The organism is Hymenobacter yonginensis (genome assembly GCF_027625995.1).
GTDB lineage: Bacteria > Bacteroidota > Bacteroidia > Cytophagales > Hymenobacteraceae > Hymenobacter > Hymenobacter yonginensis.
The window spans coordinates 1,817,055-1,839,331 of sequence record NZ_CP115396.1 but is presented as its reverse complement, the minus strand read 5'-3'; the positions used below and the strand labels follow the sequence as shown (position 1 = coordinate 1,839,331).

Sequence of the window (22,277 nt, the reverse complement as noted above, 5' to 3'; positions counted from 1 at the left end):
TTGCTGCCCGGCTTGCCCGGATTTTGCCGACCTTCCGGCCATGAATTTCCTGGCTCACCTGCTGCTCTCCGGCTCGCCCGCCACCACCCCCGACTACGAGGACATTGTTGTGGGCAACTTCGCGGCCGAAGCCGTGCGGGGCCGCGCCGGCCTGCTGGCCTACCCCGAAACCGTGCAGCGCGGCATCCGCCTGCACCGCTTCATCGACTCTTTTACCGACCAGCACCCCGTCGTGCGCCGCACCACCGCCCGCCTGCGGGCGGCCGGCCTGGGCAAGTGGGCCGGCGTGGTGTCCGATGTCAGCTTCGACCACCTGCTGGCCCGCGACTTCGCCCGGTATCAGCCCGCCGAGCCGCTGCCGCAGTTTGCCCAGCGCCAGTACCAGCTGCTGCACCAGCGCCGCCACGAGCTGCCCGAGCGTCTGCAGGAAATGCTGCACTACATGCGTCAGCACGACTGGCTGACCGGCTACGCCCACCCCGAGGGCCTACACCGCGCCCTGCTGGGCCTAAGCCGCCGCGTGCCCGCCGCCGAAGTGCTGGCCACCGGAGCCGCCGCGTTTCTGGCGGAGTTGCCGGCCTATGAGGCCGATTTTCAGGAGTTCTGGCCGGAGCTGCGGGCGGGGGTGGAAGAGAATGGACATATATAGGCCATTTCTTACTGGATGGCTTCGTGCTCTTCAGTGGCAGTGCCTCTGATTTTACATCCGTTATTTTCCTACCCGCGTTTCGTATTGCAGAAGCGTGGGTTTGTGTAGCTCCGGCGGGCTGGCGGGGGAGGACCTTTGTGCTGTTCAATCATTCTTCTGATTTACTGCACAATGAGCAACCTCAAACGAGTACCCCTGGGCAGCCAGGGGCTGGAAGTGCCAGTAGAAGGCCTGGGCTGCATGGGCATGACCAGCGGCGTCGGCGGCATGAGCGTGTACGGCGAGGCCGACGAGCAGGAAAGCCTGGCCACCCTGCACCGCGCCCTGGAGCTGGGCGTAAACCTGCTGGATACGGCCGACCTCTACGGCCCGCTCCTGAACGAGCAGCTGATAGGCCGCGCTATTGCCGGTCGCCGCCCCGATGTTATTCTGGCCACCAAGTTCGGCTTTGAAGTGGATGACAGCGGCACCTTCACCGGCCAGCTCAACGGCCACCCCGCCTACGCCCGCAAGTGCCTGGAACGCTCCCTGCGCAACCTGGGCACCGACTATGTGGACCTCTATTACCTGCACCGCCAGGACCCGCAGGTGCCCATTGAGGACAGCATCGGGGAGATGAGCCGCTTTGTGGAGGAAGGCAAGGTGCGCTACCTGGGCGTCTCGGAAACGCCGGCCGCGGTGCTGCGCCGGGCCCACGCCGTGCACCCCATCACGGCCCTGCAAACCGAGTATTCGCTCTTTGATCGGGGCGTGGAGGAAACCGGGGCGTTGCAGGCGGCGCGGGAGCTGGGCATCGGGTTTGTGGCCTACTCGCCGCTGGGCCGGGGCTTCTTGTCGGGCGACATCAAGAGCCCCGACGACTTCGAGGCCAACGACTCGCGCCGGATTTTTCCGCGTTTCCAGGGCGAGAACTTCTACAAGAATCTGGAGCTGGTGCAGAAGCTGGAAACCCTGGCCGTGGCCAAAGGCGTAACCTCGACGCAGCTGGCACTGGCCTGGGTGCTGGCTCAGGGTGTGGTGGCCATTCCGGGCACCAAGCGCCGCAAGTATCTGGAGCAGAACGTAGCCGCCGCCCACCTCACCCTCAGCCCCCAGGAGCTGGCCGAGCTGGAAGCCATTATGCCGGTCGGCGGCGCGGTGGGTGCAGCGTATCCGGCTGGTTTTTAGCCAGGCTGGCACTTCCGCCGCGCAATGCTGTACTTCGGGACCCCGAACCCTGATTTTGATGCCCCACTTTGTAGGCTACCGCGCGGCGGACGTTGCCGACCCTGAGCTCGGCCTGACCATTCCGCTGACCATCCTGTACCCCGCTGACGAGCCCGGCCGCCTGCACCCGGTGGGCCTGTACGAGCTGGACGTGGCACCCGACGCGCCCATCCGGGGCGGGCAGTGGCCGGTGGTGCTGATTTCGCACGGCACCGGGGGCTCGGGGCTTACCCACCGCAATCTGGCGCACTATCTGGCTCGGCACGGCGTGGCGGTGGCCCTGCCCGAACACCCGCATAACAACCGCACCGACGACACCTGGGCCCACACGCCCCAGAACCTCATGGCCCGGCCCCGGCACCTGCAGCTAACCCTCGATTTTCTGCTGCAGCATCCGCCCCTGGCCCCGGCCTTGCAGCCCACCGGCGCGGTGCTGATTGGCCACTCGCTAGGCGGCTACTCGGCTTTGGCCGCGGCCGGCGGGCAGCCCTGGTCGGTGCCCCGGGAGCCGGCAGACGGGTCGCCCCGGCCCATTCCGGTGCCCCCGGCCGACCCGCGCGTGCGGGCCCTGGTGCTACTGGCCCCGGCCGTGCCCTGGTTCAGGCACGCGGGGGCGCTGCGGGGCGTGGCGCTGCCGGTGCTGCTGCTGGCCGCCGAAAAGGACGAGTTTATTCCGCCCCAGCACGTGGAAAGCGTGCTGCGCGGGGTGCCCGATGCCGGCCGGGTAACCTACCGGGTTATCGAAAACGCCGGTCATTTTTCCTTTCTGAGCCCGTTTCCGGCGGCCCGTACCCGTCCGGACTTTCCGCCTTCGCAGGACCCGCCGGGCTTCCACCGGGCGCAGTTTCACGAGGCGCTATATCCCGAAATTCTGGCGTTTATCCGGCAAACTGCCTGATGCCGTAGTTATACAAAGTATGAAACCAGCCACCCCACCATTCCGCCTGCTTGCCTCGGTGAGCGACTTCGCCCGGCATTTTGGGTTTCCGCCGCCGGTACACCCGCTGCTGTCGGTGGTGGATCTGTCCCGGCACCGCAACCCACCCGTCACGGGGCCGGCTTTGCGGCAGCTCTACATTATTGCTCTCAAAAAAGGGCTGAAAGGCCGCCTGCAGTACGGGCACCACTCGTACGATTTCAGCGAGGGCGTGCTGGCTTTCTACGCGCCCGGACAGGTGTGTGCCAGCGACCCGTCGGTGGATGTGTCGGAGTTGGAGGGGTGGCTGCTGGTGTTTCACCCCGATCTGCTGCTGAAGCACCCGCTGGGCCGGAAAATCCTCAGCTACGGCTTTTTCTCCTACCAGGTAAACGAGGCCCTGCACCTCTCGGCCCGCGAGGAACAGCTGCTGGAAGGGCTGGTGCACACCATCCGCACGGAGCACGAGCAGCCCATTGACACCTTCAGCCAGGATGTGCTGGTGGCCCAGCTGGATGTGCTGCTGAGCTACGCCAACCGCTTCTACCACCGGCAGTTCCTAACCCGCCGCACCGCCGGCCCCGACCTGCTTTCCCGCTTTGAGGAGCTGCTGCACCAATACTTTGCTGAGGAGGCCAGCCGCCCTCTGCCCACCGTGCAGCACTTCGCCGACGCTTTGCACGTGTCGCCGGCCTACCTCAGCGACCTGCTGCGCACCCTCACCGGCCAGAGCACGCAGCAGCACATTCACCAGGCCCTCATCGAGCGGGCCAAGCAACTGCTGCTCAGTACGTCGCTGTCGGTAAACGAAACGGCCTATCAGCTGGGCTTCGAGTATCCGCAGTATTTCACCCGTCTGTTCAAAAGCAAAACCGGCTTCACGCCCGCCGCCTTCCGGCTGTCGGTGCAGTAAGGCAGTAGCGCGAACTTTGCAGTTCGCGCCCCCGCGCCGTTCGGACGATTTCGTTTCAGCGAAGCAGTAGCGCGAACTCTGTAGTTCGTGCCTTCGCGCCGTTAGCACTGTTAGAACGGCGCGGGGACGCGAACTACAAAGTTCGCGCTACTGCTTCGCTAACGGCTCCACTTTCCACTTCCTTTTCTATGCAACTGACTGATTTTCGTACCCTGGGCCGCTCCGGGCTGGTGGTGAGCCCGCTGGCGTTGGGCACCATGACGTTCGGCACGCCGCGCTGGGGTTCTTCGGACGAAGAATCGGCCGCCATTTTCCGGGGCTACGTGGAGGCCGGCGGCAATTTCATCGACACGGCCAACGTGTACGCCCAGGGCCGCAGCGAGGAGCTGGTGGGCCGCTACGTGGCCGAGGGCCAGCTCCGCGACCAGCTGGTGCTGGCTACCAAATCGGGGTTTCATAGCGGGCAGCCGGGCAACCCGCACGGCGGCGGCAACGGCCGTAAAAGCATCCACCAGGCCCTGGAAGCCTCCCTGCGCCGCCTCCAGACCGACTACGTGGACCTGTTCTGGCTGCACGTCTGGGACATGGTGACGCCCGTGGAAGAGGTGCTCCAGACCCTCGGCGACCTGGTGCGGGCGGGCAAAATCCGCTACTTCGCTTTCTCTGATATTCCGGCCTAGTACGCCACCAAGGCCGCCACGCTGGCCGCCGTCCACGGCATTCCGGGCCCCATTGCCCTGCAGCTGGAATACTCGCTGGTGGAGCGCAGCATCGAGCACGAATACGTGCCAGCCGCCCGCGAGTGTGGGCTGGGCATCACGCCCTGGAGCCCTCTGGGGGCCGGGTTTCTGGCCGGCAAATACCAGCGCCCCACCGGTCCGGACACCAAATCCCGCGGCGAAGGCCGCCTCGCCGGCCCCAACCCGTTTCAGGACAGCAAGTTCACCGAGCGTAACTGGCAGATTCTGGCGGTGCTGCAGGCCGTAGCCGCCGAGCTAAACCGGCCACCGGCCCAGGTGGCGCTGGCCTGGGCCCTGGCGCAACCCGGCATCACCTCGCTCATCCTCGGGGCCAGCCAGCTCGCCCAGCTCCGCACCAACCTCGCCGCCCTCGACCTGCACCTGACCCCGGCGCACCTGCAGCAGTTGCACGAAGCCAGCGCCCCGGCCCCGACCTTTCCCTACGCCATCTTCACGCCCGCAGTCAACAAAGGCGTTTTCGGCGGCGTTTCCGTGCAGGGCTGGCGGTAGGGTGGTTTTTTGGTGTCGTTGAAGCAGTAGCGCGAACTTTGTAGTTCGCGCCCCCGCGCCGTGCGGACGATTCCGTTTCAGCGGCGCGGGGACGCGAACTACAAAGTTCGCGCTACTAAAAACAAGAAGAGCGACCCTAACGAGTCGCTCTTTTGCTTTTTCAAAAGGCTGGAAACCTAGTGTTGGTGGCCGCCTTCGCCGTGCACGTGGCCGTGGTCCATTTCTTCCTGGGTGGCGTCGCGCACCTCGGCCACTTTGCCGTCGAAGTGCATCACCATGCCAGCCAGGGGGTGGTTGAAGTCCATTTTCACGGCCGAGTCGCCGATTTCGACCACTTTGCCCTGCATGTGGTGGCCCTGGTTGTCGGCCATAGGCAGGAAGTTGCCGACCTGCAGCATCTCCTCGTCAATCTGACCGTCGATTTCGAACACGTTCTTCGGGATTTCCACTACGGCCTGCTGGTCGTACTCGCCGTAGGCCTGCTCGGGGGTGAGCGAGAAGGTGAATGAGTCGCCGGACTGCTTGCCGCTGAGCTGACGCTCGAATTCCTCGGGCAGGCCGCTCTGGCCGAACAGGAACACCATCGGCGCATCTTCCTCGGCCGATTCTACGAGGACTTTCTCTTGATTTTCGTCGGTTACGCTCAGGTCGTAGGTGATGGTAACGACTTTGTTTTCGCTGATTTGAGCCATATGCGGGGTGGGCGCAGGCGCGCCGGGGCATGAGGGTGAGGAATGGGTTTGAAGAGGCTAGTTACGGAATTAGCCCGGATATGTCGACCCGATAACCGCCAAAGCCAGCCGTTGGCGGACCTTTCGGGCCTATAATATTTCGGCTTTCCCGGCGGCTATAAAGCTCTCTGGATATCCGGTTGAAGGCCGGGGCTGGCCCCTTGCACGGCGTGGCGTACGCCTCCCGTTCGCCTACTGCAGTTCCCAGGCCGTGCGGTAGGCCCCGATGCTTTCTACGTAATCTAGGAAGGCCTTGTAGAAGGGGTGCGCGCCTAGGGTGCTGGAGTCGCCGACGAGCAGGAGCTTGCGGCGGGCTCGGGTCATGCCCACGTTCATGCGGCGGATGTCGCTCAGGAAGCCGATTTCGCCTTGCGGGTTGCTGCGGGTGAGACTGATGGCAATGATGTCGCGCTCCTGGCCCTGGAACGAGTCCACGGTGCCCACGCTCAGCATGCGGTGCTCCATGAGGCCCACCAGTTCGTCGTTTTCCTCGATGGCGTCCTTGAGGTAGTTGATCTGGGCGCGGTAGGGCGCAATCACACCGATGGTGAGCAGGTCGGCTTCGTGGTCGGCCTGGTCGTAGGGCTCCAGCAGTTGCGCGAGGCGCTTCAGCAGCAAGTCGGCTTCCTCGGGGTTGGCCGTGGAGCGGCTTTCCTCGATGGTGATTTCCTGGAAGCCGAAGCCGGCCGTATCCAGAAACTCCACCGCCATGTCGGGGGCGAAGCGCAGGTCGTAGTCGGGCAAATCGGCGTGGGCCACGGTGGGGGCGGCCACCAGCTTGCCGTCGTAGAACTGCTGGGAGCTGAACTCCATGATCTGCTCGTGCATGCGGTACTGCACCTGCAGCATGCGGGCCGTGTCGGGCTGGCGGCGGATGCACTTCTCGAACAGGGTTTCGCGTAGGCCGTCGCGGGCCGCCTTTTCGCTTTTCACGGTGGGCGGCAGCTGCTGATGGTCGCCGGCCAGCACCACGCGATTGGCCTTGGTAATCGGAATCCAGCAGCCCGGCTCCAGGGCCTGGGCGGCCTCGTCGATGAACACGGTTTCGTAGGTGAGGTGGCGGATGGCGCGGTTGCCGGCGCCTACCAGCGTGCACGTAATCACCTGCACCTGCTCCAGCAGATCCTCCGTGATGTAGCGCTCCAGCTGGTCCGACTCCTGCAGCAACTCGTGGGCCTGCTGCTTGAGCAACCGGCGCTGCTCACGTTCCTCCCAGCCAAAGTGCTTCTTGAACTTGCCGGCCTGCTCCCGGTACTGCTCGGCCGTCTGGCGCAGGCTGCGCAGCTCGGCGTAGCTTTTGTGCGCCATAATCTGGGCGTCCAGCGTGTGCTGCAGCAGCAAATCCGACACCCGCGAAGGGTTGCCCATGCGGATGACGTTCACGCCGCGCTCGGCCAGCTTTTCCGTCAGCAAATCCACGGCCGTGTTGCTGGGGGCGCACACCAGCACCCGCCGCTCCCGGCGGATGGTTTCCAGGATGGCCTGCACCAGGGTGGTGGTTTTGCCGGTGCCGGGCGGACCGTGAATGATGGCCACATCCTGGGCCGCCAGCACGTGGCGCACGGCCGAAAGCTGGCTGTCGTTCAGAGGCGAGGGGTAGTAGAGCGTGGCTTCCGACTCCGGCTTGAACCGGGCTGGTTTAGCGCCCAGCAGCACGTCGCGCAGCTCGGCCAGGCGCGAGTCGTAGGCGCCCATCACTTTGCCTAGGGCGTACTCCATCTCGCGGTAGCTCACCTCGTCGAAGGTCAGGTCCACGCCCAGCTTGCCCTCGTCCACCCAGTCGGGCAGATCTTCCTTGGTGGTAGCCAGCAGGATTTTGTTGCGCTTGACGCTCGTCACCACGCCCGACAGCGTAGGCCGGTCGGAGCCACTGCGGCCGGGGATATTGCCGAACAAAGCCGCGTTTTTGCCCACCTGAAACAGGTGCAGCCCGCCGCCGCCCTGGCGCTCCAGCTCAATGACGAGCTTGCCGCCGAAGCCAATATCTTCCTTCGTGATTTTGACCGGGTACCAGGTGAGGCCCCGCTTCTGGCGCTCGGCAATGGTGGCCTGGGCGCTCTTAATTTTAAACTGTTCGAGGTCCTCCTGCTGCTCGAGCTTCATGAGGGCCTGCACCTTACGCAGCTCCTTTTCGAGGGCGTAAGGTTCGGTATAGGTAGGTTGTTCAGCCAACAGCTTGGGTTCTATTGTAGGGTTGGTTTCTAACAACGAAACCGGGGAAAAGGTGGCCGAAGGTCGGGAGGATTTTGAGAATGGGCCGTTGGTTAGTCAGCAGCTGGCAACGTGGTTATATAGTGCATGTGCTCATCGTAGATAGTTACCTCTACTTTCGGATACATAATCAGGATGCCTGTGGCCCGACGCCGCGCTGCTTCCTCATCGTTGACATCAAGCTCTATGTATGGCACAGCAGTTGTGCCGTTAGGATTCTGGAAGTAGGTCGCGCAGTCCTGCATCAGCACAATACCGGTGGCCGCTTCGCAAATGAGTAGATAAAAGCGCCGCTTGGGTTGCTCATGCATCACACTGGCCGTCCTCATAGTGATAGTGTTCCTGGCTGGCCGATGTGAAGCGCTGGATAAAGCCCGTAGTGTACTGCTCCGGTTTGGTTGGCTGAAAAATGCCCTCCTGTTGCGCCCAATCATAGACGCTGATTCCCAATGGATATTTGGTGAGGATGCCGCTCACCTGATACTGCTGGATAAACTCTTCAGCCTGTTGCCGGGAAGTGAATACGCCACTGGTGAAACGGCTGCCGGCTCCGTGAAATACACAAACGTCGTTCATGTGGCGGAATATGTCGTGTTGGTCAACGGTGATTGGAACCCAACGAAGCGGCAGAGATGCTTTGGCAAGCTCAGCATGATGTTCAAGTATTCTCCTGTGTCGCCTTCGTAAACTGCTCCACCACGTTCGCCGCCTGCGGAAACTCCCGCAGCAGCGCTGCCCGCTCAGCCAGCTCAAAATCCGCGAAATCGAAGCCGGGGGCTACGGTGCAGCTAACAAGGCCGTAGCCGGGGCGGTGCTTTACCTGCGCCGCAAACCACACGCCCGCCGGAATAACGGCCTGGGGCAGCTCGCCCGCGGCGAAGTCGGGGCCGAGGGTGAGGCGGGTGGGCTGGCCGGGCGTGAGCAGGATGATTTCCAGCGCCTGCCCCTGGTGGAAAAACCATAGCTCATCGGACTTGATGCGGTGAAAGTGCGACTTGTCCTCGTTTTCGAGCAGGTAGTAAATGGCCGTGCTCACGCTGCGGGTGTGGCCCGCGGCGGTGGTCAGCGTGTCGGTGGCGCGGTAGGTTTCGCGGTAGTAGCCGCCCTCGGGGTGGGGCGTTAGGTGCAGGTGCTGGATGATTTCCTGGGCGGTCATAGAATCGGGGTAAATAGAGCGGTATTCTGAAAAGTCGATTGATGCTCTTTGAACGTCATGCTGAGCTTGTCGAAGCATCTCTCCCGCTTCGTTGCAATGCTAACCCAACGAAGCGGGAGAGATGCTTCGGCAAGCTCAGCATGACGTTCTGGAGTTTTAGCCGTTATTGAATTCCCCGATGTGCCAGAGCACGCCGGCGGGGTCGTGCACGAAGCCTTCCCGGCCCCAGGCCTCCTGCCGGATGGGCAGCACCCGCACACCCGGAAATTGGCCGGGCAGGTCCAGGGCCTCCAACTGTGGCCAGTACTGCTCCACATTCTCCACTTCCAGAAACAGCATGGTGTTGTCTACCCATTCTGCCGCGTAATAGTCCTGCAGGTAAAAGCTCACGCCCGCAAGGGTAAACAACGACATGGCCGGCGACAACGCCACCTCGGTGAAGCCCCAGGCCTGGTAGAAGCGGCGCGACTCGGTGAAGTCGCGGGAGCCAATGAAGGGGCGGAGGGAGCGAATGGCTGGAATGGGCATCTGATAAAGCGGGTGTGATTGATCCTGGGCGGAAATGGCAGGTGGGGAAAGATAGGGCACCGTGCGGAAAAACTGAGGTGTGCCGCGCGTGCTTTTGTTGGGTTCCTGCGTACTTACGGCTTCATTCAAGCCCTTCCCACCATGCCCTACCAACCCAGCCCCGGCCGCTACGCCGCTATGCCCTACCGCCGCTGCGGCCGCAACGGCCTGAAACTGCCGGCCGTCTCGCTCGGCCTCTGGCACAACTTCGGCGACGTGGACGTGCTCCAGAACTTCCGCGCCATCCTGCACCGGGCCTTCGACTCGGGCGTCACGCATTTCGACCTGGCCAACAACTACGGCCCGCCGCCCGGCTCAGCCGAAACCAACTTTGGCCGCATTCTGAAAGAAGATTTCCGTGGCTACCGCGACGAGCTGGTGATTTCCACCAAGGCCGGCTACCACATGTGGGAAGGACCCTATGGCGAGTGGGGCTCCCGCAAATACCTCATCTCCAGCCTCGACCAGAGCCTGCGCCGCATGAAGCTGGACTACGTGGACATCTTCTACTCGCACCGCCCCGACCCCGAAACGCCCCTGGAAGAAACCATGGCCGCTCTTGACCACGTGGTGCGCCAGGGGAAGGCCCTGTACGTGGGCATTAGCAACTACGCGCCCCGGGAGGCGGCCGAGGCCATTCGCATCCTGCGCGAGCTGGGCACGCCCTGCCTGATTCATCAGCCTAAATACTCGATGTTTGAGCGCGGCCCGGAAAACGGTCTGCTAGACCTGCTGGGTCAGGAAGGCGTGGGCTGCATCCCGTTTTCGCCCCTGGCTCAGGGCCTGCTTACCAACAAATACCTGCACGGCATCCCCGAGGACTCGCGGGTAGCCAAGGGCGTGGGCTTCCTCACCGAAAACCAGCTGACCGAAGCCCGCCTCACGCAAATCCGCCAGCTCAACGACCTGGCCCAGGAGCGCAACCAGAGCCTGGCCCAGCTGGCCCTGAGCTGGATTCTGCGCGACGAGCGTATTACCTCTGTGCTCATCGGCGCCAGCAAACCCGATCAGCTCACCGACTCGCTGCGCTGCCTGGAAAACCTGCAGTTCAGCCCCGAGGAACTGGCGCGGATTGAGGAAGTGCTGAAAGCGTAAAGCTGTCATTCCGAGCACAGCGAGGAATCTGAGTTGCCCACTTAAGGCTGAACCAGATTCCTCGCTGTGCTCGGAATAACAGCTGGTATTGCGGCGTCGGCTGCTACGGGTTCTGCTGCAGAATCTGCAACGTCTTCTCGTCCGGCTCGCCGCCGAAGAATTTATCCAGTACCTGCTGAAAAACCGGGTCGGCACCTTCCAGCGCGGCAAACAGCGTCATGCTGGACCGGAGCTTCAGGTCATCGGGGCTGCCCATGATGCGGGTGGCATCGGTGCCGTCCAGCATCAGCAGGACCGCGCTGATTTCCCGCATGCGCGGGCCCAGCACTGGGTGGTGCAGGTAGGCCTCGGCTTCCTGCCGGCTCTGGATGGCGTAGAACCGGGCCGTTTCGCTGTAGCCCAGGCCCTGCAGCTGGGGGAAGATGTACCACACCCAATGGCTACGCTTGCGCCCGGCCCGGATTTCTGAAAGGGCCGTGGCGTAGTCGCGCTGCTGGGCGTCGAGGAAGCGTTGGATGTTGGCTGGCATGGGCCAATGGGTTTGACTGAGGAAGGAGGCAATCCGCATACGCAGCCCGGACGCTGGGGGCTGGCCTACACCTGCAGCTTGCCGCCCTGAATGGCGGCCGCCATCAGGCCCGGGAACTGGTGCGGGGTGCAGGCGAAGGAGGGAATATCGAGGGCGGCCAGCTGCTCGGCCACGCGCCTATCGAAGCTGGGGGCGCCGTCGTCGGAGAGGGCCAGCAGGGCTACGACTGTAACGCCGGCGGCGCGCAGGGCGGCAGCTTTTTTGAGCATCTGCTGCTCGTTGCCGCCCTCGTACAGGTCGCTGATGAGCACCAGAATGGTGTCGGTGGGGCGGGTGATGAGCTGCTGGCAGTAGCCCAGGGCCAGGTTGATATCGGTACCGCCGCCTAGCTGCACCCCAAACAGCAGGTCCACCGGGTCCTGCAGATCCTCGGAAAGGTTTACCACGCTAGTGTCAAACACCACCATGTGCGTTTTCACGGCCTTGATGGAGGCCAGCACCGCTCCGAATACGCCCGCGTACACCACCGAGGAGGCCATGGACCCGCTCTGGTCCACGCACAGCACAATTTCCTTGAGCGCCTGCCCGCGCCGCCCGAAGCCCACCAGCCGCTCGGGCACGATGGTGCGCTGGGCCGGCTGGTAGTGCTTCAGGTTGACGCGAATGGTGGCGGCCCAGTCGATTTCGCGGTAGCGGGGGCGGGGGTTGCGCACGGCCCGGCTCAGGGCGCCCTGCACGGCCTGCCGCAGCGGGTTCGAGAGTTTCTGCTCCAGCTCCTTCACCACCCGGCCCACCACCTCGCGGGCGGTGTGCTTCACCTTCTGGGGCATCACCCGGCTCAACGACATGAGCAGGCCCACCAGCTGCACATCGGCCTGCACTGTGCGCAGAATCTCGGGCTCCAGCAGCAGTTGGTGCAGCCCCAGGCGGTCCATGGCGTCGCGCTGCATCACGGCCACCACGTCGGTGGGGAAGTAGGTGCGGATGTCGCCCAGCCAGCGGCTCACGCGCGGCGCGGAGCCGCCCAGCCCGGCCTTGCGCTCCGACTGGTCATATAGCGAGGTCAGCACGTCGTCCATGCCTTTGTAATCGGCATCGAAGGTAATCTGGTTCTGGGCGTCGGCCTCGGAGCCGAGCACGAGCTTCCAGCGGGTGGCGTTGTCGGTGGCGGGTGTCATGGGGCAGATGGTTAACCCAAGTTGCGGAGAACAAGGTCTAGAGCTAGTTCCCCTCCTTGGAAAGGAGGGGCTAGGGGTGGTTGATAGATGCAAGAACGATGACTATAGCTGGATGATGTTCAACGATTGTCAACCACCCCTAGCCCCTCCTTTTCAAGGAGGGGAACTAGCTTTTTTAGCGCTAGTTCTAGTTCTTCGCAACGTAAATTAATTACTCGAAAAAATCCCCCGGGTCGGCCTGGGCGAGGTATTTGTTGAGGCTGCCCAGGTCGCCGAAGATGGGCTGAATGAGGGCCAGGAACTGCTCGGTGGCGGCGGGGCCGTCGGTGAAGGCCAGAAAGATGTCGCCCTGGCCGGCCAGCTCCACGTGGTCGAGCAGGGCCGGGGCGTGCTCCTCCAGGATGGTTTCGATGTGCTCGGCCCAGCTGGCTCCGCTGCCGCTGAAGCCGTATTTCTCGAACACGTTGTAGTAGTCCTCCAGGTTGGTGAGGTTCACAAGGATGCGCTCCTGGCGGCCGGGCTCGGCCTTATCGGCTAAATCAGCCACCTGGAAAGGGTAGGTAGTAGGCATAGGTGGCAAGGTACGACGGCTGGTAATTGGAACGGTGTAGAGACGCAATATCTTGCGTCTCGTCGTTGCTGATGCTGTTTGATCTGCGCGAAGACGGTCATTCAACGATGAGACGCAAAATATTGCGTCTCTACATCGTGCTATGGTACGTCAATAGCCCAGCAGCTCCCGCAGGCCCGGTAGTACCCGCAGGCCCCGTTCCAGGTCGAAATCTTCCTCCGCTGCGGCCAGGGCCGGCTGGGCGTCTTGCCGGGCGAGGTCGAGGAGCTGGCGGCGTTCGGGCAGGCTGAAATCGGTGAAGGCGCGGCGCAGCAGGGGCACGATTTCGCGGAAGGTGTCTTCGGGCAGCGTGCCCAGCCAGTCATTGAGCAGGTCGAAGAGGGGGCGGTGGTGGAGCAGCAGCAGGGCGCTGCCGCTGAGGAAGCCTTCCAGCCAAGCCGTGGCGTAGCTGGTAGGCTGGGCCGGCGAGAGGGCCAGGCCCAGAGCCGTGGCGGCTTCCTCCGGGCTGAGGCGGTGGGCATCAAACAACAGCCGCCCCGCCGCCCCGGCCAGCAGCCCCGACGAGGCCGGGTTGCGCAGCACCACGGCCAGGGCCGCGTACCAATCGGTTTCCTGGGCTTCGTCCTGCAGCAGCCGGATGGCCTGGTGGCTGCCTTCGAGGCGGGGCAGCAGCTGGCGGGCCGCATCATAGTCGAGGCCGGTGCAGGCCGGCGGCAGGCCGATGCACAGGCGCGGCACCAGGTGGTGCACCACGGTGGCTACCTGGGCGGTTTCGGTGCGGCGCACGTTGCCGTAGCGCAGCACGTTCACCAGCGGGGGCAGGGCCGCCAGCAGGTGCGTCACGTCGCGGGTGCCGGCCGAGAGGGTTTCGAGCCGGGCCACCAGCGCCCCGATGGCCGGGCCGAGGTCGGCCTGCAGGGCTTCTTCCAGCAGCTGGCTCACGGCTTCCAAGTCGGGGGCCTCGGCGGCGCGGCTGGCGGCCCGGGCGGCGGCGGCGGCCAGCACGGTGTTGCCCCAGCGGCCCGCGTCGAGCACCTGCAGGGCGTACTCGGGCTGCCACTGCAGCTCCCATAGCTCGTGGAAGGTGCCGGCCTTGCCGTGAGCCCGGCGCGGCTGGCCCCAGCGGATGTCGAGCAGGCGCAGGCGGTGCAGCAGGTGGCTGCGGCTTAGGTCCAGCTCCTTGCGCAAATCCAGGTCGAGGGTGCGGGCGGTGGCTTCAGGCTTGAGGCGGGTGGCTTTTTGCTGCAGCTGCACGTCCTGCTGCAACGGCGTGGCGGGCTGCTCGGGCGGCACCGCGCCCAGCCGCTCGCCCACCACCAGCTCGCGCTGCACCAGCTCCAGGGTTTCGGGGTAGCCTCCGCCCAGGATGGCCACGGCGGCTTCCTGCAGCTCCTCGATGCCCGGCAGCTCGCGGCCACGCACGGCGGCCAGGGTGTGGGCCAGGCGCACGCCCTCGATGGCGTGGGCGGCGGAGGCGTCCAGGTCGCGGGAGCGGAGCAGGCGGGCGGCGCGCACCATCCAGTGCGTGACCACCTCGGCGCGGGGCGTGGTAAACAGCAGCTCGTACCAGGCCGGCGAGCCCACTCCCGCCCCGTAGCCCGAGGCGGTAGACAGGCGCTCAAACGTCCACGGAATCCAGGTGGCGGCGGTGGCTACTTTTTTCAGGCCCTTGAGGCGGGCTTTGTCTTCTTTCTTGAGCAGCTCGGGCCGCAGCACCGGGGCGTGCCAGGCCCCGCACACCACCGCCACGCGCTGGTAGCCCTGGCGCAGGGTGGCGCGCAGTGTTTCGCGCATGAAGGCCTCGCGCAGCAGGGTTTCCTCGGTTTCGGGCAGGTTCAGCTCTTCGCGCAGGGCCGTCATCAGGTCCAGCACCACGGCAAACGTGTCGGCGTGGCCGGGGGCGTGTTCCAGGCGCAGCTCCCACCACCGCTCCCCGTCGGCGTAGCCGTCGAGTTCGGCCAGGTAGGAGATGGGGTCCCGGGTGGCCTCAGCCGCTGAGTCCTGATCCGGTGCCTCACCCCCTAACCCCCTCTCCGGTAGAGAGGGGGAACGAGCTTCTAATCCTGGCTCTACATCCTGTTCTGGCGCTTCTGTGGTTGAGTTGAAGTCAGCTTCCAGAACTGGTTCCGAGGGGGCCAAGGGGGGAGACGTAACGTCAGGCACTTCATCCGGCATCCCGAAGCGCAGGGCCATGGGCAGGTCGAAGCAGCGCAGGTGGGCGCCGTGGCGGTGGCACCAGTGGAGGGCCTGCCACTCGGGCGAAAACTCGGCGAAGGGCAGAAACGAGGCCTGCTGGTGCTGCTTGGGGTTGTACACAAGCAGGGCCACCGGCGGAACCATCTCCGGGTGCAGGGCGGCGGCCAGCGCGGCCTCCGCATCGGCGGGGCACTCCAGCAGCACCACATCGGGCTGGTAGGCGTCGAGGGCGTGCACGAGGCTGGCGGCGCTGCCGGGCCCGTGGTGGCGGATACCGAAAAGGCGGAGGTCGGTGGGCATTAGATGTTTTTGGCGCGTTGTTGTTCTGCCTTCCAGTGGGGTAAAACGGCACACAGCTGTTCGGCAAATTCCCGGGTAAGGCGGTAGGGGGCGTCGCCCGCTTCAAAATGCTCCTTCATGATGCTGCTTACGGCCGGTGAGTAGCACACCTTTGCGCGCAAGTTCTCCAGATGTTCTACCCGCACTACCAGCTTCATTAATTGGTGCGACTTGCGGTGGTGGCCAACAACGGTAACGGCGTCACACGTCCCCGGGTACCAGTCGATGATGTATACTTTGGCGCCCGGTGCAAAATGCTTCGTGCCGTAGCGGATTTCAACTCCGCCCGGTCCGTAGGGCCGTTCCCGAATAATATTGCCAACCGCTGTCCAGTAAGATTCAGGCTGTTTGTTTGACATAATGCCTTGCCTATTTTTTACTGATTTCGGTTGAAGCCTGCCGCTCCTGCAGCAACTCCCGTGCGGCTGATAAGGCATCCGGCAGCACTTTTTGCTCCTGAAGCATCAGTTGCAGGCTTTCGTCGGATTTGCGGGCGAAATTCTGCTTGAACTGGTCAATGCGTTGTCGGCGGCGGCGGGCTGCTTGCTCGGGTGTGGGAGTGGCGGTAATGCGCTGGTTGATAAAAGCGTGAGCGGCTGGCTTATTCAAGAGATAATACAGCAGCACCAGCCCTAGCCCCAGAATCGAAAAACCTACTCCTACGTCTCCAAAACCGAAATTGAACCGGACATTATCCGGTAAGAAATTGATGATGCTGAACAGGGTAAGGCCCAAGGTCAGCAGGAGTACCGGTTTGAAGAACGGGCGGAAAAAGAAGTAAGCCAGCAGATTCAGAAGCACAGCAGCAAAAGCGCCGTAATGAGCCGGAGTAAAGGCCCGCTGGTACGCTTCTCCATCCTGGTACACTGGCACAAACAGAACCGTGAGAATTGTATAAACACTAAGGGCGGCCAGCAATACTACTGGAATCAGGTTCTTGTGCGTGCGTAGGAAGTGCATTGAAAACAGGTTGGTCAGTGCGGGCAAGATGCTTCGTTCCGCTCAGCATGACGTTCAGTTTCGAATCGAATTCTACTCCACCACCTCCCGGCAGGCGCGGTAGAGGTCTTTCCAGCCGTCCCGCTCTTTTACCACGGTTTCGAGGTATTCGAGCCAGACGGTGCGGTCCTGCACGGGGTCTTTGAGCACGGCGCCGGTGAGGCTGGCGGCCAGGTCGTGGGCGCGGAGGCTGCCGTCGCCGAAGTAGGCGGCCAGGGCCAGGCCGCTGTTCATCACCGAAATGGCCTCGCCGGTGCTGAGCGTGCCGCTGGGGCTTTTAAGCTTGGTTTTGCCGTTCTCCGTCACGCCCGAGCGCAACTCTCGGAAGATGGTCACGAGGCGGCTGATTTGCTCCAGGGCCGGGGCTTCGGCGGGTAGCTGCAGCGCCTTGCCCTGCTTTTCCACCCGCGTCTGCACGATGCGCACTTCCTCCTCCGCGGAGGTCGGCAGGGGCAGTACGACGGTGTTGAAGCGGCGGCGCAGCGCGCTGCTTAGCTCGTTCACGCCCTTGTCCCGGTCGTTGGCGGTGGCAATGACGTTGAAGCCGCTCACGGCCTGTACCTCGGTGGAAAGCTCCGGGATGGGCAGCACTTTTTCGGAGAGCATGGTGATGAGCGTATCCTGCACGTCGGAGGGGATGCGGGTGAGCTCCTCGAGGCGCACCAGGCGGCCTTCCTGCATGCCTTTGAACAGGGGCGAGGGCACCAGCGCGCCCAAAGAAGGCCCTTCGGCAATGAGGCGGGCGTAGTTCCAGGAGTAGCGGATGGCGTCCTCGGAGGTGCCCGCCGTGCCCTGCACCAGCAAGTCCGACCGGCCGCTGATGGCCGCCGTCAGGTGCTCCGATACCCAGCTTTTGGCCGTGCCCGGCACGCCCAGCAGCAGCAGGGCGCGGTCGGTAGCCAGGGTGGCCACCGCAATTTCCATCAGCCGCCGCTGCCCGATGTACTTGGGCTCGATTTCAAACCCGTTATCCAGCTTGCCGCCCAGCAGGTAGGTGACGGTGGCCCAGGGCGAGAGGTGCCAGTTCGGGGGTTTGGGCCGGTCGTGGTCGGCGGCGCGCAGAGCGGCCAGCTCTTCGGCGTACACATCCTCGGCGTGCGGGCGCAGGACGGCGGTTTCGGGCGTGGTAGGCATAGGGTTGATGGGTATAGAGACGCGACACTTCGGGTCTCGTCGTTGCTGATGTTGTTTGACCTGGGTGGTTCCGGTTGTTCTGGCGGAGGTCCTTATTCTGTGAGGTGGTGCCGGTTGCTCTGACGGGAGACGCGAAGTGTCGCGTCTCTACATCGTTCAGTGCGGTAGTTCCGGTTGTTCTGGCGGGAGACGCAAAGTATTGCGTCTCTACATCGTTCTGTGAGGTAGTTCCGGCCGTTCTGGCGTGAGACGCAAAGTATTGCGTCTCTACATCGTTCATTCGAGTAGTACCTCGGCGAGCTGCTGGCGGAAGTGCAGGGTGTTAAGTAGGCGGGCGAGGCTGTTGTGCAGGTAGGGCACGTCCTGGAGCAGGGGCTGCAGGGGCTCGGCGCAGAGGCGGTACTGGGCGGCGGGCACCGCGCGGGCCATGTGCTCGAGCAGCTGCCCGGCCGCATACTGGATGCGGTACAGCTCCACGGGCTTGCTGAGAGTATCGCGCAGCACCTCCACCACCCGGCGGGTGAGGCGCTCGGGCCAGGGGCCGGGGGCCAGCTGCAGCAGCGACAGCCAGCCCACCTCGGCGCTGAAATGAGGCGTGGCGTTGATGAGGGGCAGCAGCAGGTCGGCGGCCTGCTCCGGCGTGAGCTGCCACACCAGGCCGCCGGTGGGCAGGGTGGCGGGCAGGGGGCGGGGCTTCTCGTAGAACCAAGCCAGCAGGGCCCCGGCCCACTCGGCGTCCTGGTGGAGCACGGCGGCTTCGGCCCAGGCCGTGAGCAGCAGCCCGGCCCACTCGGTGGCGGCGGCCAGCTCCAGCAGCTTGCGGGGCGCCAGCTGCCAGTGCGCAGCCCAGCGGGCCGGCGGCAGCAGGGCTAGCACCTGCCCCAATAGCGCGGCCCGCTCGCCCTGAAACCGGCTGTCCTTCTGCTCGATACCGTCGGGGAGCCAGGTTTTGTCCCAGTCGGCCGGGGGCAGCTCCACAAGCAGCTTTTTGCTGAGCAGGCCGGTTTTGAGGCGCACCAGGGGCTCGGCCCGCTGCCACAGCCGCGCCAGCAGCGGACTATCGGGCAGGCGGGCCAGCAGCGGCCGGACGGCCTGCCGCACCTCCTTGCTTTTGGCCGTCAGGTACTGCTCCAGCAGGGGTGCGTCGGCGGGGTCGGGGTTTTGGGCGAGGGTCTGGATCAGCTCGGCTTGGGTGCGGGCGGGCTCCTGGGGCAGGGTAGCGGCCAGCAGCGTCCGGGCCTCGGTGGGGTCGGTGTCGCGCAGCAGGTAGAGGTAGGTGCGGCGCTCGGCCAGGGTGCCGGTTTCCCAGGTGGCTGGGTCGGGAGCAGTAGCGCCGGCCAGCAGCACGGGCTGCCAGGCCGGGTTCTGGGCGGCCAGCCACTCGCCCCGCCGGCCCAGTACCTGGGAGGCGGGGCCGTGCAGCTCCCGGCGGGTGCGCGTAGCTTCCAGCAGGCCCACCAGCAGCCGTGGCGGCACCCGCCGCTGGTGCCGGTGCATATCTTCCAGAAAGCCGTAGAGCGAGCCGGCCTCGGTGCCTTCCAGCATCAGCTGCAGCAGCTGCGCACCCTGCGGCCCCAGCGGCGCAGCCGTTTCGGACCCGGCAACTGCCGCCGTGCTTGGCCGGTGGGCTGGGCCGGAATCAGCAGGGGCCGGCGCGGCTTCGGTGGCCGCCGCAGTTCTCTCTTCAGAGAATGTCGTTGCCGGGGTGGGCCGGGAGGTTTCCGGCGCATCGGCCCCGGCCCGCGGGGGGCGGAAGCCGGCTTTGCGCACGGTACTCAACACCCCGGCCAGCAGCAGCACCTGCTGCTCGCGGTGGTCAGCAGATTCGGCAGGCGCGGCGCAGCCGGGCACGGCGGGCAGGGTTTCGGTGCTCTGGCGGGTGCCCAGTAGGGCCACGCGCTGGAGCTGCTGCCAGTCGGCGGCGGGACGCAGGTGGGGGGCGGAAGGGGGCAGGGCGTCGGGCATGGGTCAGGCAGTGAGCGGGTGAAGGGCGGCCGGCCAGCTGCCGAGCGGGCGCAGGCCCCGGCCGGTCCACTCCCCGAATACTGTGAGGGGCTGGCCGCCGCTGAGGGCGCGCATCTCCCAGCCCGCCAGCTCGTCGCAGAGCAGGGGCAGGGCCACAGAATCGGCCGCCGCGGCGGGGCCGGTGTTGGCTTCTCCGGCTTCCATTCCGTCATCAGCCGCCGGAAACTGAAGCTGCCAGCCGCCCGTGGCGGTGCGGGCAGGAATGCCGCCGCGCAGCAACGCGGGCCACTCGCGCAGCCAGGGCAGACGGGCCAGGGCGTCGGCGTAGTCGTTCAGGAGCCGGGTGGGGCCCTGGCCGCCAGTGGGAGCGGCCGTAGCCGATGTCAGACCCTGGAAAGTGAGCGGCCCGGGCACGGCCCGCAGCGGCACCCGACCGGCATAAAACGTCAGCTCGCCCGCGTACCGGCCCGCGGGCAGCAACGGCGTGGCGAAGGCCTGTCCGCCGAAGGAAAATTCCACCACCAGCGCGAAGCGGCCGGTGCGCTGGCCCTGCAGCCAGGAGCGGCGCACGGTCAGGCGGTCTTCCTCGGTGGTAGTCTGGCTGAGTACCTGCCACTCGTCGGCCACGGCGGGCTGGGTGGCCAGCAGGTCTTCCTTCTTCAGGTTCACGCCCACCAGCTGCAGCACGTCGGCGCGAACTTCGTCGGCTAGCTCGGGCAGGCGCTGGAACGTGCGCACCAGCAGGTACAGCTCGCCGAGGCGGGCCAGCAGGCGGGCGGGCCAGTCGGGGCCCTGGTGGCGCAGGTCGGGCAGCTCGCGCACGGCCGCCGCCAGCCCCGGCAGTTGGTTGTCCACGAGGCGGGCGGCCTGGCTTTCCCAGTAGGCGCGCGGCTGCTGGTCGAGGGCGGCCAGGCCGGTGCGCACCACATCCAGCAGCCAGGTTTCCAGCTCCTGGGCCCCGCGCTGCATGCGGGCGTGGCGCTGGGTTTCGCGCTTCTGGCGGGCAGCCTCACTCCCCGCTGCCTGCTCCTCAGCAGCAGGCGAGCCAGCCGCTGTTTCGGGGGAATTGTTGCCTTCCGCCCCGGCCGTAGTGGCGGGTTTGGGGGCTTTTTTCTCCTGGGTTTGCTGACGTTTTTCCAGCCATTCCTGCAGCCAGGCGGGGGGCTCGGCGGGGCCCAGCAGCTGAGGCTGACGGGCCAGCAGCAGGAGCAAGCCCGCCCCGTGCTTGCACGGGAACACGCGGCTGGGGCAGCTGCACTTGAAGGCGGGAGCGGTGAGGTCGAGGCCGGTTTGGTAGGGTTTGCTGCCGCTGCCTTTGCACTCGCCCCAGGCGGCGGTGTCGGTGCGGCCCAGGTTCTGCCACCGGGCGGGGGCGGCCAGCTCCTGGCCCCGTTTCAGGGTGCCGGCATCGGGGATAAGGGCGCGGGCCTGTTCTTCGGTCCAGGTCAAGATAGAGGCACGGTTAGGCCGGCCGGGGCCGGAGGATAGACCGGGGCAAAGTAGGGGTTCAGACCGAAAATTCCGCGCCGCACTGCGGGCATTTGTGCAGCACCGTGCCCGCATAGTATAGCCGCTGCCACCACGCCGGCCGGGGCAGGGGCGCGGCGCCCTCGGCCCGGCAGCGCGGGCAGCGCAGCACCGGCGGCGTGGCGCGCTGTTGCTCAAAGGCTTCCACCAGCGCCTGGGCCTGCGGCACGTCGGCTTCCTCAATCAGCAGCTGGTAAAACAGTCCGTCGCCGAAGGGAAAGGAGGGCGGGCCGCAGGTTTTCACCAGTGCGTCCACATCGGCCTCTTTGAGCTGGTTATACAGCGCCACCGCCTCGGCGTAGGTCAGGAACTGGGCGGCGGGGGTGAGCATGGGTGGAGTGAGAACAATGTAGAGACGCAATATTTTGCGTCTCGTCGTTGAACGATCGGGGAAAACAACATCAGCAACGTAGAGACGCAAAATATTGCGTCTCTACGTCGTTCTGCCTTACTTCCGCCGCTTCACCGGCGCGCCTTGTTGCCCGCGCAGCTTCAATACGTAGAACAGTAACCCGGCCGATAACACGGCCAGGGCGGCGGCCAGCAGCTCGCGGCTGGTGCGGGCCTGAGTGGCTTCGTCGGCGGTGGCTTGCAGGTCCTGGAGCTTCTTTTCGCGCTGCCGGTCGCGCTCCTGCAGGTTGGCAATCTGGCTTTCCAAATCGTGGAACCGCTCCCGGGTACTGCTCTGGTCGGTTTGGGCCACGGTGATTTGCTGGCGGGCCTGCTGGTTTTCGGCCACCACGGCGGCGGTTTTGCGCAGGGTGCCGGCCTGCACGGCCCGCACAATCTCAGTGTCCTTGCGGATGATGCCTTTCAGGGCGTCCACCACTTCCTGAAGGTCTTTTTTGCTGGGCTTATCGGCCAGGAAGGCGTTGCGCTGGGCGGCGGCGGCTTCATACTCCTGCACCAGCTGCTGGCGCTCCTGAATCAGGCGAGGCAGCGGGTCGTCGGGGGCGGTGGAGGGCGTTTGGGCGAGGGCGGCGGTGCTGGCCAGGGCAAACAGAGCGGGCAAAAGGCGTTTCGTCATACGGGGCAAAGATGGGGCATACGGATTTAGCCCGCAGAGGGCGTAGAGGGTTGCGCAGAAGGCGCAGAAGAACGACCTCCGCGCCCTCTGCGCCAAACAATGCGTCCTCTGCGGGCTA

The 22,277-nt window shown here is 65.0% G+C and carries 21 protein-coding genes and 1 pseudogene; 6 read left to right on the top strand and 16 right to left on the bottom strand.

The window, feature by feature from the left end; translation table 11 throughout:
• Window positions 1-40: 40 nt before the first annotated feature.
• The 5 genes and pseudogenes from O9Z63_RS08060 to O9Z63_RS08040 all read left to right on the top strand — a co-directional run bounded on the left by O9Z63_RS08060 (window position 41) and on the right by O9Z63_RS08040 (window position 4,934).
• Entirely contained in the window at window positions 41-649 is a 609-nt protein-coding gene (locus O9Z63_RS08060; protein WP_270128783.1) for an acyl carrier protein phosphodiesterase, read from the top strand.
• A 171-nt stretch (window positions 650-820) separates the two neighbouring features.
• Window positions 821-1,816, top strand: coding sequence for an aldo/keto reductase (locus O9Z63_RS08055; RefSeq protein ID WP_270128782.1), 996 nt, complete (start codon window positions 821-823; stop codon window positions 1,814-1,816).
• A 58-nt stretch (window positions 1,817-1,874) separates the two neighbouring features.
• Window positions 1,875-2,753 (top strand): alpha/beta hydrolase family protein, encoded by an 879-nt coding sequence (locus O9Z63_RS08050; protein ID WP_270128781.1) that lies wholly within the window; start codon window positions 1,875-1,877, stop codon window positions 2,751-2,753.
• Window positions 2,754-2,772: 19 nt separating this feature from the next.
• Window positions 2,773-3,684, top strand: a complete 912-nt coding sequence (locus O9Z63_RS08045; RefSeq protein WP_270128780.1) for a helix-turn-helix domain-containing protein — start codon at window positions 2,773-2,775, stop codon at window positions 3,682-3,684.
• Window positions 3,685-3,872: 188 nt separating this feature from the next.
• Window positions 3,873-4,934 (top strand): annotated as a pseudogene (locus O9Z63_RS08040) (aldo/keto reductase).
• Window positions 4,935-5,110: 176 nt separating this feature from the next.
• Here O9Z63_RS08040 and O9Z63_RS08035 read toward each other — a convergent pair.
• The 5 genes from O9Z63_RS08035 to O9Z63_RS08015 form a co-directional block, all read right to left on the bottom strand.
• The gene (locus O9Z63_RS08035; protein WP_044017563.1) at window positions 5,111-5,626 is read right to left on the bottom strand and encodes an FKBP-type peptidyl-prolyl cis-trans isomerase; all 516 of its coding nucleotides are present in this window, start codon (window positions 5,624-5,626) and stop codon (window positions 5,111-5,113) included.
• Between the two features lie 231 nt (window positions 5,627-5,857).
• Entirely contained in the window at window positions 5,858-7,837 is a 1,980-nt protein-coding gene (locus O9Z63_RS08030) for an AAA domain-containing protein (RefSeq protein WP_270128778.1), read from the bottom strand.
• 342 nt (window positions 7,838-8,179) lie between these two features.
• The gene (locus O9Z63_RS08025) at window positions 8,180-8,452 is read right to left on the bottom strand and encodes a DUF7710 domain-containing protein (protein ID WP_270128777.1); all 273 of its coding nucleotides are present in this window, start codon (window positions 8,450-8,452) and stop codon (window positions 8,180-8,182) included.
• A gap of 82 nt (window positions 8,453-8,534) precedes the next feature.
• Complete coding sequence (locus O9Z63_RS08020; protein ID WP_270128776.1) at window positions 8,535-9,032, bottom strand: cupin domain-containing protein; 498 nt, start codon at window positions 9,030-9,032, stop codon at window positions 8,535-8,537.
• Window positions 9,033-9,188: 156 nt separating this feature from the next.
• Window positions 9,189-9,560, bottom strand: a complete 372-nt coding sequence (locus tag O9Z63_RS08015) for a VOC family protein (RefSeq protein WP_270128775.1) — start codon at window positions 9,558-9,560, stop codon at window positions 9,189-9,191.
• Between the two features lie 141 nt (window positions 9,561-9,701).
• Here O9Z63_RS08015 and mgrA point away from each other — a divergent pair, with 141 nt between their 5' ends.
• Entirely contained in the window at window positions 9,702-10,694 is a 993-nt protein-coding gene (gene mgrA / locus O9Z63_RS08010) for an L-glyceraldehyde 3-phosphate reductase (protein WP_270128774.1), read from the top strand.
• 103 nt (window positions 10,695-10,797) lie between these two features.
• Here the strand turns inward: mgrA and O9Z63_RS08005 are convergent, their stop codons facing one another.
• The 11 genes from O9Z63_RS08005 to O9Z63_RS07955 form a co-directional block, all read right to left on the bottom strand.
• Window positions 10,798-11,223, bottom strand: coding sequence for a DUF1810 domain-containing protein (locus O9Z63_RS08005; protein WP_270128773.1), 426 nt, complete (start codon window positions 11,221-11,223; stop codon window positions 10,798-10,800).
• Window positions 11,224-11,288: 65 nt separating this feature from the next.
• Window positions 11,289-12,401: a VWA domain-containing protein gene (locus O9Z63_RS08000; RefSeq protein WP_270128772.1), complete on the bottom strand. Its 1,113-nt coding sequence runs from the start codon at window positions 12,399-12,401 to the stop codon at window positions 11,289-11,291.
• A 211-nt stretch (window positions 12,402-12,612) separates the two neighbouring features.
• Entirely contained in the window at window positions 12,613-12,972 is a 360-nt protein-coding gene (locus O9Z63_RS07995; RefSeq protein ID WP_270128771.1) for an Imm51 family immunity protein, read from the bottom strand.
• Window positions 12,973-13,122: 150 nt separating this feature from the next.
• Window positions 13,123-15,468: a DUF5682 family protein gene (locus O9Z63_RS07990; protein WP_270128770.1), complete on the bottom strand. Its 2,346-nt coding sequence runs from the start codon at window positions 15,466-15,468 to the stop codon at window positions 13,123-13,125.
• Window positions 15,468-15,866, bottom strand: coding sequence for a hypothetical protein (locus tag O9Z63_RS07985; protein ID WP_270128769.1), 399 nt, complete (start codon window positions 15,864-15,866; stop codon window positions 15,468-15,470). The genes O9Z63_RS07990 and O9Z63_RS07985 overlap by 1 nt, the downstream gene beginning before the upstream one ends.
• A 10-nt stretch (window positions 15,867-15,876) precedes the next feature.
• Complete coding sequence (locus O9Z63_RS07980; RefSeq protein ID WP_270128768.1) at window positions 15,877-16,494, bottom strand: hypothetical protein; 618 nt, start codon at window positions 16,492-16,494, stop codon at window positions 15,877-15,879.
• Window positions 16,495-16,539: 45 nt separating this feature from the next.
• Window positions 16,540-17,640 carry an ATP-binding protein gene (locus tag O9Z63_RS07975; protein ID WP_270128767.1) on the bottom strand — a complete coding sequence of 367 codons (1,101 nt, stop codon included), beginning with the start codon at window positions 17,638-17,640 and terminating at the stop codon, window positions 16,540-16,542.
• A 276-nt stretch (window positions 17,641-17,916) separates the two neighbouring features.
• Window positions 17,917-19,605: a DUF5691 domain-containing protein gene (locus O9Z63_RS07970; RefSeq protein WP_270128766.1), complete on the bottom strand. Its 1,689-nt coding sequence runs from the start codon at window positions 19,603-19,605 to the stop codon at window positions 17,917-17,919.
• 3 nt (window positions 19,606-19,608) lie between these two features.
• The gene (locus tag O9Z63_RS07965; protein WP_270128765.1) at window positions 19,609-21,054 is read right to left on the bottom strand and encodes a hypothetical protein; all 1,446 of its coding nucleotides are present in this window, start codon (window positions 21,052-21,054) and stop codon (window positions 19,609-19,611) included.
• A 58-nt stretch (window positions 21,055-21,112) separates the two neighbouring features.
• Window positions 21,113-21,463 (bottom strand): hypothetical protein, encoded by a 351-nt coding sequence (locus O9Z63_RS07960; RefSeq protein WP_270128764.1) that lies wholly within the window; start codon window positions 21,461-21,463, stop codon window positions 21,113-21,115.
• A gap of 117 nt (window positions 21,464-21,580) precedes the next feature.
• Window positions 21,581-22,159, bottom strand: a complete 579-nt coding sequence (locus tag O9Z63_RS07955) for a hypothetical protein (RefSeq protein ID WP_270128763.1) — start codon at window positions 22,157-22,159, stop codon at window positions 21,581-21,583.
• Window positions 22,160-22,277 lie beyond the last annotated feature (118 nt).

Bases quoted from the DNA above. Each gene is read 5' to 3' on its own strand.
- O9Z63_RS07960 (WP_270128764.1), bottom strand. From the start codon at position 21,463: ATGCTCACCCCCGCCGCCCAGTTCCTGACCTACGCCGAGGCGGTGGCG.
- O9Z63_RS07970 (WP_270128766.1), bottom strand. From the start codon at position 19,605: ATGCCCGACGCCCTGCCCCCTTCCGCCCCCCACCTGCGTCCCGCCGCC.
- O9Z63_RS08000 (WP_270128772.1), bottom strand. From the start codon at position 12,401: ATGACACCCGCCACCGACAACGCCACCCGCTGGAAGCTCGTGCTCGGC.
- O9Z63_RS08020 (WP_270128776.1), bottom strand. From the start codon at position 9,032: ATGACCGCCCAGGAAATCATCCAGCACCTGCACCTAACGCCCCACCCC.
- O9Z63_RS08060 (WP_270128783.1), top strand. From the start codon at position 41: ATGAATTTCCTGGCTCACCTGCTGCTCTCCGGCTCGCCCGCCACCACC.
- O9Z63_RS08050 (WP_270128781.1), top strand. From the start codon at position 1,875: ATGCCCCACTTTGTAGGCTACCGCGCGGCGGACGTTGCCGACCCTGAG.
- O9Z63_RS07985 (WP_270128769.1), bottom strand. From the start codon at position 15,866: ATGTCAAACAAACAGCCTGAATCTTACTGGACAGCGGTTGGCAATATT.
- O9Z63_RS07990 (WP_270128770.1), bottom strand. From the start codon at position 15,468: ATGCCCACCGACCTCCGCCTTTTCGGTATCCGCCACCACGGGCCCGGC.
- O9Z63_RS08055 (WP_270128782.1), top strand. From the start codon at position 821: ATGAGCAACCTCAAACGAGTACCCCTGGGCAGCCAGGGGCTGGAAGTG.
- O9Z63_RS08025 (WP_270128777.1), bottom strand. From the start codon at position 8,452: ATGAACGACGTTTGTGTATTTCACGGAGCCGGCAGCCGTTTCACCAGT.
- O9Z63_RS08005 (WP_270128773.1), bottom strand. From the start codon at position 11,223: ATGCCAGCCAACATCCAACGCTTCCTCGACGCCCAGCAGCGCGACTAC.
- O9Z63_RS08015 (WP_270128775.1), bottom strand. From the start codon at position 9,560: ATGCCCATTCCAGCCATTCGCTCCCTCCGCCCCTTCATTGGCTCCCGC.
- O9Z63_RS07975 (WP_270128767.1), bottom strand. From the start codon at position 17,640: ATGCCTACCACGCCCGAAACCGCCGTCCTGCGCCCGCACGCCGAGGAT.
- mgrA (WP_270128774.1), top strand. From the start codon at position 9,702: ATGCCCTACCAACCCAGCCCCGGCCGCTACGCCGCTATGCCCTACCGC.
- O9Z63_RS07995 (WP_270128771.1), bottom strand. From the start codon at position 12,972: ATGCCTACTACCTACCCTTTCCAGGTGGCTGATTTAGCCGATAAGGCC.
- O9Z63_RS08035 (WP_044017563.1), bottom strand. From the start codon at position 5,626: ATGGCTCAAATCAGCGAAAACAAAGTCGTTACCATCACCTACGACCTG.
- O9Z63_RS08045 (WP_270128780.1), top strand. From the start codon at position 2,773: ATGAAACCAGCCACCCCACCATTCCGCCTGCTTGCCTCGGTGAGCGAC.
- O9Z63_RS07955 (WP_270128763.1), bottom strand. From the start codon at position 22,159: ATGACGAAACGCCTTTTGCCCGCTCTGTTTGCCCTGGCCAGCACCGCC.